This is a genomic window from Nonomuraea antri (assembly GCF_013283785.1).
GTDB classification, from domain to species: domain Bacteria; phylum Actinomycetota; class Actinomycetes; order Streptosporangiales; family Streptosporangiaceae; genus Nonomuraea; species Nonomuraea antri.
This window is the reverse complement of record NZ_JABCPZ010000339.1, coordinates 1-8,047: the sequence shown is the minus strand read 5'-3', so window position 1 is coordinate 8,047 and position 8,047 is coordinate 1. Positions and strand designations below refer to the sequence as shown.

The 8,047-nt window shown below is 71.9% G+C and carries 10 protein-coding genes; 7 read left to right on the top strand and 3 right to left on the bottom strand.

What is annotated here, in order from left to right; genetic code table 11:
* Window positions 1-147: 147 nt before the first annotated feature.
* Window positions 148-375: a hypothetical protein gene (locus tag HII36_RS51270; RefSeq protein WP_173530685.1), complete on the bottom strand. Its 228-nt coding sequence runs from the start codon at window positions 373-375 to the stop codon at window positions 148-150.
* A gap of 141 nt (window positions 376-516) precedes the next feature.
* Between HII36_RS51270 and HII36_RS51265 the strand changes: the two genes are divergently transcribed.
* The 7 genes from HII36_RS51265 (at window position 517) to HII36_RS51235 (ending at window position 6,360) form a co-directional block, all read left to right on the top strand.
* Window positions 517-2,052: a phenylacetate--CoA ligase family protein gene (locus tag HII36_RS51265; RefSeq protein WP_173530684.1), complete on the top strand. Its 1,536-nt coding sequence runs from the start codon at window positions 517-519 to the stop codon at window positions 2,050-2,052.
* Complete coding sequence (locus HII36_RS51260; RefSeq protein ID WP_173530683.1) at window positions 2,049-2,495, top strand: DUF4188 domain-containing protein; 447 nt, start codon at window positions 2,049-2,051, stop codon at window positions 2,493-2,495. The genes HII36_RS51265 and HII36_RS51260 overlap by 4 nt, the downstream gene beginning before the upstream one ends.
* Window positions 2,492-3,565: a GNAT family N-acetyltransferase gene (locus tag HII36_RS51255; protein ID WP_173530682.1), complete on the top strand. Its 1,074-nt coding sequence runs from the start codon at window positions 2,492-2,494 to the stop codon at window positions 3,563-3,565. The genes HII36_RS51260 and HII36_RS51255 overlap by 4 nt, the downstream gene beginning before the upstream one ends.
* A complete protein-coding gene (locus HII36_RS51250) occupies window positions 3,562-4,509 on the top strand; it encodes a nitroreductase family protein (protein WP_173530681.1) in 948 nt (315 codons plus the stop codon). The genes HII36_RS51255 and HII36_RS51250 overlap by 4 nt, the downstream gene beginning before the upstream one ends.
* 55 nt (window positions 4,510-4,564) lie before the next feature.
* A complete protein-coding gene (locus HII36_RS51245; RefSeq protein WP_173530680.1) occupies window positions 4,565-4,927 on the top strand; it encodes a hypothetical protein in 363 nt (120 codons plus the stop codon).
* Window positions 4,928-4,969: 42 nt separating this feature from the next.
* Window positions 4,970-5,992: a DUF6221 family protein gene (locus tag HII36_RS51240; protein WP_173530679.1), complete on the top strand. Its 1,023-nt coding sequence runs from the start codon at window positions 4,970-4,972 to the stop codon at window positions 5,990-5,992.
* 77 nt (window positions 5,993-6,069) lie between these two features.
* On the top strand, window positions 6,070-6,360 hold the full coding sequence (locus HII36_RS51235) for a hypothetical protein (protein WP_236004983.1): 291 nt from the start codon (window positions 6,070-6,072) through the stop codon (window positions 6,358-6,360).
* A gap of 4 nt (window positions 6,361-6,364) precedes the next feature.
* Here HII36_RS51235 and pcaDC read toward each other — a convergent pair whose 3' ends face one another.
* Both pcaDC and HII36_RS51225 read right to left on the bottom strand, forming a co-directional pair.
* Window positions 6,365-7,477, bottom strand: a complete 1,113-nt coding sequence (gene pcaDC, locus HII36_RS51230; RefSeq protein WP_173530678.1) for a bifunctional 3-oxoadipate enol-lactonase/4-carboxymuconolactone decarboxylase PcaDC — start codon at window positions 7,475-7,477, stop codon at window positions 6,365-6,367.
* A gap of 2 nt (window positions 7,478-7,479) precedes the next feature.
* The coding region (locus HII36_RS51225; protein ID WP_268959823.1) for a lyase family protein at window positions 7,480-8,047 on the bottom strand (568 nt) is incomplete at its 5' end.

Below are 8,047 nucleotides of genomic sequence, written 5' to 3'. Positions count from 1 at the left end.
GTGTATGGGGGTGGGATGGGAGATCTCCAGGAAACTATTAGGAAAGTTTCCTTTTAATTATGAGTAGACGGTAACTCCCTACCTGCGGAGGCGTCAATACTGAATTACGGGTGCCGGAAGCCCCACCGGGGCTTCCGGCGTGGCGGCTCAGCTCGAACCCGGCTTGGGCCTGGGCGAGGTGTTCTGCTGCTTGCCCCGGTGGATCGAGGCCAGGCGCTCGCGATGGTGATGCGGATCGCTCTTCGGCAGCGAGTGCCGCTGCTTGGAGCCCCCCGTCGTGACGTTCTGCTCGCTCGGGCTCTTGCCGGACTTCCTGGCCTCGTGGGCGGCGCGGCGGCGCTGGTCCTCGTCGCCTTCCACCTTCTTGCGAACCATGGTTCCCCCTTCGTCCTCGCAGGTCAGGCCCGTACCCCGAGGTGAAGGCACCATTCCTGGACGAAGCACCAGTGGCCCGCCCATAACAATGCAAGTCGCTGTAAAGCGCTTTTCCATGGGAACTCAGTAGTCTCACGGCTCATGACCCGCCTAAGTCCCGTTTTAGGGCCGCTCAGCCCCCGTCAGCGCTGGCGCAGGATCCGGCTCCAGGCCTACTCCTGGTCGCTGACCGGCGCGTACCGGCTGGGCGCGATGCACCCGGCCATCTGGCGCCTCGTCGCCCGTTCCTACCACCCCGCCCTGGACTGGGTGGCCGCCAGGCACGCGCGCGTGGCCTGCCAGTTCGCCGCCGTGGACGTGCCCGCCTACCGCGACTTCCTGCGCGGCCACGGCGCCGAGCACGCCAGGCGGCTGGCCGGCTTCCCGGAGACCACCAAGCAGAACTACGCCGGCGTCTACGACGAGGAGAGCCGCTGCCAGGAGGGCAAGCTGCACCGGGCCGGGGTCATCGTGGACGAGTCGTCGGGCTCCAGCGGCAAGCCGTACAACTGGGTGCGCGGGCCGCGCGAGCTCAAGGGCATCTACCGCAACGCGGCCGGCTACATCGAGCTGGTCTTCCCCGGCAAGCGGCTGTTCGTGATCAACGCGTACTCGATGGGGGCCTGGGCCACCGGCACCACCACCGGCACGGCCATGGCCAGGATCGCCATGGTCAAGAACACCGGGCCGGACCTGGACAAGATCATCGACACGCTGGAGCACTTCGGGCCCGGCTACGACTACGTGGTGGCCGCCTACCCGCCGTTCCTCAAGCACCTGCGCGACCGTCTGGACGAGGCCGGCTTCCCCTGGCCCGACTACCGGATCCGGGGCATGGTCGGCGGCGAGGGCATGACCGAGGCGCTGCGCGACTACCTCGAAGAACGCTTCGAGGAGGTGCGCTCCGGCTACGGCGCCAGCGACCTGACCATCGGCATGGGCGCGGAGACCGGGTTCAGCGTGCGGCTGCGCAAGCGCCTGGCCACCGACCAGCGGCTGCGCGACCGGCTGCTCGGCGAGGGCGAGCAGCGGCTGCCGATGATCTTCCACTACAACCCGCTCGAGACGTTCCTGGAGATCAACGAGCACGGCGAGCTGCTGTGCACCATCAACACCAAGAGCTGCCTGCAGCCCAAGCTGCGCTACAACGTCGGCGACGAGGCCAGGCTGCACACGCTGGCCGAGGTCAGGCAGGCGCTCGGCGACGACTACGCGGGCATGTGGACCGACGAGCGGATGAACCTGCCGCTGCTGTTCCTGTTCGGCCGCAAGGACTCGACGATCTCCTACATGGGCGCCAACCTCTACCCGCAGGACGTCGAGTACGGCCTCTACCAGGGCAACCCGTTCGCCGCCTCGATCAACAGGTTCTGCCTGTCGCTGGAGGAGCTGCCCGGCCTGGAGTACCGGCCGGTGATCAACCTCGAGGTGCGCGGCGACGTCGACCACGGGCAACTGGCCGACATCTGCCGCAAGGGCGTGCTCGCCCACCTGAGCGCGGTCTCGCGCGACTTCGCCGAATCGCTCAGGGAGGACCCCACCGCCGCCGACCTGCGCGTCAAGATCCACGCCCTGGGCGAGGGCCCGTTCGCCCGGCTGACCAAGATGAAGAACGTCTACCTGGTGAAGGACGCATGAGAACCACGGACTTCAGCAAGGCACCCAGGCAGGGGCAGGCGACCGCGATGTTCGTCGGCGCCACCCGCTACAAGGGCCCGCTGTCGATCATCACGCTCACCCTGACCTGGTTCCGCATGGTCCGCGACATGAAGCGCATGCGCGGCTACTGCTGGCACACCGTGTACTGGGAGTTCCCGTTCACGCTGGGCACGCTGGCGTTCTTCGAGGACCGCGACGCCCTGCTGCGCTTCGCCCGCAGCCGGCACCACCGCAGGCTCATGCAGTGGGTGACCGACGGCACCAAGAACGCCACCGGCGGCTACATCCGCCTCTACAACGCCGAGCCGGAGGGCTACAGCAACGGCGTCTGGCGGGCCGAGGGCGGCGAGATGGCGCACATCGAGACCTTCACCCCGCTGTCCGGCGAGGACGGCCAGGGCCCGCTGGTGAGGCGTAAGTGACGCTCCAGCCCGTCGAGACCCGGCGCGACCTGCGCGACTTCCTGGCACTGACCGACCGGCTCTACCCGGGTGATCCGCGTTTCATCCCGCCGCTGCACGCCCAGGTGCGCACCTGGTTCCGTCAGGGCGTCCGGATGTTCCTGCTGCGCCAGGGCGGCGAGATCACCGGCCGCACCACCCTGCACACCGACGCCGCGCTCGACGCCAAGCTGGGCCGGGCCACGCAGCTGTTCGGCCTGACCGAGTTCGCCGAGCACGCCGCCGAGGAGCTGTTCGACGGCATCTGCGCCCAGGGCCGGGCCGACGGCAAGGAGGCGGTGTTCGGGCCGGTGTCGCTGCTGCCCAACCAGGCCGGCGGCGTGATCACCTCCGGCTTCGGCGAACGCGGCTTCATCGACAGCGCGTGGAACCACCCGTACTACCCGGACGCGTACGAGGCCCACGGCTTCACCCGCCGCTTCGAGTCCGACACCTGGATCTGCCCGGTCCCGGACGAGCCTGTCTTCACCTTCGACTACGCGCGGATCGAGGACGAGCGGCTGCGCGTGCACCGCGGTGACAGGAAGCGCATCGGCGAGCAGCTGCCGATCCTGCGCGAGATGCTCAACGCGAGCTTCGCCGGGCTCGGCTACTACACCGAGATCTCCGCGAAGCAGCTCGCCGACCAGACCGACGGACTGGCGTACCTGCTGGACGAGGCGCTGCTGCTGTACCTGACCAAGGCGGAGCGGCCGATCGCGTTCGTGCTCTGCCTGCCGGACATTTCGGAGTTTGTGGCGAAAATTCGTGGAAATCTGCATATGTTCCATCAGCTCCAGCTGCTGGCCACCAGATCACGCTACCGCCACGAGGCCGTGCTGATCATCAAGGGCACCGTCCCGGACGAGCAGGGGCACGGGTACATGCGGCTGCTCTCCCGCGAGCTGCACGAAGGGCTGCGCAGGGGCGGTTACCATGCGCTGCGCAGCACGTACGTGGAACGCACCAACCCCGGCTCGGCCGCCCAGTACCTGGCCATGGGCGGCCGGCCGCTGCACGGCTACACCTTCTACGGCAAGGACCTGACGTGAACGAGCTGCGGGCGCTGGAACCCGACTTCTGGCGCGCGCCCAGCGCGCACAACACCCAGCCCTGGACGCTCACCTACACCGGAGACGAGGCGGCGGTCGGCTGGGACCCGGCCAGAGCGCTGCCGATCAGCGACCCCACCGGCCGTGACCTGCGGCTCGGCCTGGGCGCGTTCGTGGAGTGCTGCCTGATCGTGTGCGCCGACGCCGGGCTCGCGGTCGGATTCACGCCCGACCCGGGCCCGGGTCGCGTGGGCGTGCTGCGGCGCGCCGACGAGCCGTACGAGACGCGCTTCACCACCGCCGACGTGCGGGCGCGCGGCGCCAACCGGGGCGCCTACCACCCGGGACGCCTGCCCGATGACCTGCTCGCGAGCCTGGCCGGAACGCGCCGGCTGGCCTGCGCCGACCTCGCGGACCTGCTCTTCCTGGCGGATCTCGGCCAGTTCGGCGACCCGGAGGTGACACGGGAACTGCGCGACTGGATGCGGCTCACCCCGCGCCACCCGCGCTACCGGCTCGACGGGCTCACCGACCGGGCGCTGGCGCTCGGCCCGGCCGAGGCGGCCGGGCTGCGTGCCTCGCTCGCGTTGTACCCGGCGCTGCGCCGGCTCGGCCTGCCCCGGCTGCTCGCCGCCGCCGGCCGCGGCCTGCTCGACTACGACGGCGACGTGCTGGTGCTGGTCGGTTCCAGTGACGCGGACGAGCAGGTGGAGCAGGGACGGCTGCTGATGCGTCACTGGCTCACCCTCTCCGGCCTCGGCTACACCACGCACCCGCTCAGCCAGATCATCGACTGGGCGCCCACCCGCGCGGTGCTGGCGGACCGGCTCGGCGTGCCCGACCCGGCGGCCCTGCTGCACATCGCCAGGGTGGGCCGGCCGCGGGCGCCCGCCGTCAGATCGTCGCGGATCCGCGACCACGACCCGGCCGAGGCACGCCCTTGACGTGAGCCCGGCTCGCTGGTGGGTACGTGAAGCGGAGCCGACCAGCGAGGTTGTGATGAACCGGCGACAAGACGACCCGGACGACGAGTTCTTCGCGCCCGTCCTGCGCGAGCCGCCACCGCCGGACGACGTCAGCCGCTCCGGCGTGGTGAGCGACACCGGCGTGCCCGGCGTGCCCGGCGGCGGCCGGGGCCGGTGGGCGCAGTCGCCGCCGCCGTCCAACGCGTTCATGCTGCGCCTGCTCGGGGCCGCGCTGGTGCTGCTGGTCGGGGTGGTCCTGGCCGTGCTGGCACTGCTGGCCGGGCGCGGCTGGCTGGCGCTGGTGCCCGGCGTCCTGGCCGCGGCCGCGGGGGCGTACCTGGCGGCGGTGGCCTGGCGGCGATCCAGGACGGACGGCGGCCCGCCCACCTTCGGATAGGCGCGCCGAGTCGGGGCAGTGGACCGGCGGGGGGTGACATCGATGGTCAGGGTGGCCTGGATAGACGCGCACACGGGAGCCCAGGAGGAGTACGGGCGATCGCTGCGCTCCTGGAAACACGCCTTCGCGCCGGCCGACGGCGAACCCGAGGCGAACGGCATCACGCTCGACCCGCTGCACTACGCGCTGGCGGCCTGGGAGGCGGCCACCGAGCCGATGGCCCGCGCGCCGTACGTCCGCTTCCATCCCCGGGTGCTCGACGCCACCTGCCACCGGCCCGAGGACGCGCACCTGGCCCTGGCCGTGGTCGAGCTGGCCGCGCCGCCGCCGTTCATGATCCCGGACGGGTGGGCGAGCTGGCAGCGGCACGAGGCGGAGGGCGAGCCGTTCGCGGCGCCGCCGTACGCGTGGAAGGGCGCGCTCAGCACGCTCGAACTCCGCATCCCGATCGACGCGGCCCGCCTGACCACCCCCACCAGGCCGCAGGCCGAGGGGCTGCCCAACCTGCTCGACGCGCAGGCGTCGGTCGAGGTGCTGGTTGACGAGCTCAACCGGGCCGCGCTCCCGCTGCTGCGCGGGCTGGAAGGCCACCACGAGCCGCGAAGCGCCGCCGACGAGGGTGGCCGCGACCTCGTCGGCTGGCTGCGGACCCAGATCGAGGCCGACAAGGCCACCGCCGCGGCGGCGGGACGGCACCCGTGGCGCTACGTCCGCCTCGACGACGACGGCGCCTACGGGCTCGAACTGGACGAACGGCGCGTCGCCACCGCCGTCGGCTTCCACGGCGACGACCTGCTGCGGCCGGTCGAGGCCATCCACATCGCGCTGCACGACCCGGCCGACGTCACCGCCCGCTGCCAGGCCGAGCTGGCCCTGCTCTACGAGCACACCCCGGTGGCCGAGGACGGCGTGCACTGCCCCAGATGCGTGACACGCACCCGCGACGCCGCCACGCCGTGCCCGCCCGAGCACGCGCCGTGCGAGGTGCTCAGACTGCTCGCCTTCGGCTATCGCCACCGGCCCGGCTGGAAGCCGGAATGGGCGCCCGCGCCGAGGGACGCCTGAGGCGTTGGTTTCAGCCCGTGCTGCCGGGTAAGCGGCCTGCTGGGGGTAGCACCATCGACGACACAGGGGAGGCCGCGATGGCCGACAAGACACACGAGAGCATGAGCGCCCAGGTGGGCACGTCACTCATCAACCGGGAGTGCGTGCGCGCGTTCCTGGAGTCCGAGCATCCCGACGCGACGCTGGTGTTCGTGCGCGGGGACTGCGTGGTGATGCGCGCCGCGGAGATCGACGACGCGCACCGGGGGCTGATCATCGCCCGCCGCGACGAGATCGCCGGCCACCTGCCGGCCGGGCCCGTGACCGACCAGACTCTGGACGACCTGGCGCACCGGCTCGACAACGTGGTCAGAGACCTGGGCGCCTGACCGCCTAGACCGGCGGCTCGTTCTCGGGCTCGGACAGTACGCGCTGGGCCACCGCGAAGGCCGCGTTGGCCGCGGGCACGCCGCAGTAGATCGCGCTCTGCAGCAGCACCTCGCCGATCTCGTCCGGGGTGAGGCCGTTGCGCAGGGCCGCGCGCACGTGCATGGCCAGCTCGTCCAGGTGCCCGCGCGCCACCAGCGCGGTGAGGGTGACGCAGCTCCTGGTACGGCGGTCCAGGCCCGGCCTGGTCCAGATCTCGCCCCACGCGTAGCGGGTGATCAGGTCCTGGAAGTCCCTGGTGAAGCCGGTGGTGCGGGCGATCGCCCGGTCGACGTGCGCGTCCCCGAGCACCTCGCGCCGCACTCGCATGCCGGGCGTGGACGGCAGATGCGCCAGCAACGCGGCGGTGACCCGGCCCGGCTGGTCCACGCCGGCCAGGTGGGCGGCGCCGGGGATCTCGACCAGCGTGGCGTCCCCGATGCCGTCGGCCAGTTCCCTGGCGTGCGCGGGCGGCGTCGCCGGGTCGTCCCGCCCGGCCACCACCAGCGTGGGAGCGGTGATCTCGGCCAGGCGTCCGCGCAGGTCATAGGTGGCCAGGGCGTCGCAGCAGGCGGCGTAGGCGGCCGGGTCGGCGCTCTTCAGGTCGTCCAGCAGGGGCTGGTGCGGCGGTCCGGAGAACCAGCGCCGCGCGGTGCCGGCCAGCAGCGGCCCGGTGCCCTCCGACCTGACCAGCTCGGCCCGCTCCCGCCACATGGACGGCTCGCCGAACCGGGCCGACGAGCAGATCAACGCCAGCGAACGGATCCGGCCCGGATGCCCGACGGCCAGCGTGGCGCCGATCGCGCCGCCGATGGAGACGCCCGCGTAGTGGAAGCCGTCCAGGCCCAGGTGGTCGGCCAGCTCCAGCACCTGGGCGGCCAGGTCGTCGACGGTCACCGGATGCCCTGCTCCGGCGGCGTCCGGACGGTCGCCGTGGCCGGGCAGGTCGTACCTGATGACCCGGAACGTGCGCGCCAGCGCCGCGAGCTGCGGCTCCCACAGGCGCGTTGAGGTGCCCAGCGACGGGCCGAGCACGAGCGGTTCGCCGTGGGCCGGGCCGTCCAGGCGGTGGTGCAACATCGTCACTCCTCTTTCTCCAGCGCCCGGTCGACCAGGGCCGCGGCCGAGCCCGTCGAGCCTTCGACTCCTAGGTTGGCACGCATGCGTTCCGGGTGTACGCGCAGGTCGGCCACCAGTTCGGCGGTGTCGCGGGCGGCGCCGGCGACCAGGCGCAGGGACTCGCGCAGTGGCTGCCACTCGGCGTGCCAGGCTCCGGGCGGGCGCTCGTCCTCGGCGGCGAGCGAGCCGTACAGGACGGCCGCCAGCGCGGGGACCTGACGGGCGGCCGCGGCGATCATGGTGGCTCTGACCGGGTTGTGCTTGTGCGGCATCGACGACGAGCCGCCGCCCACGCCTTCCGACACCTCGCCGATCTCCGTCCGGGACAGGACCAGGACGTCGGCGGCCGTCTTGCCGAGTGCGCCCGCGGTGAACGCCAGGGCGGCGGCCAGGTCGGCGACGGGGGTGCGCAGGACGTGCCACGGGAGGTCCGGCTCGGCCAGGCCCACCTCCTGGGCGAACCGCGCCACCAACCGCAACCCGACGTCGTGGTCCTTTTGCGAGGAGGGGGCGGGGTTCTCCTGGGTGGTG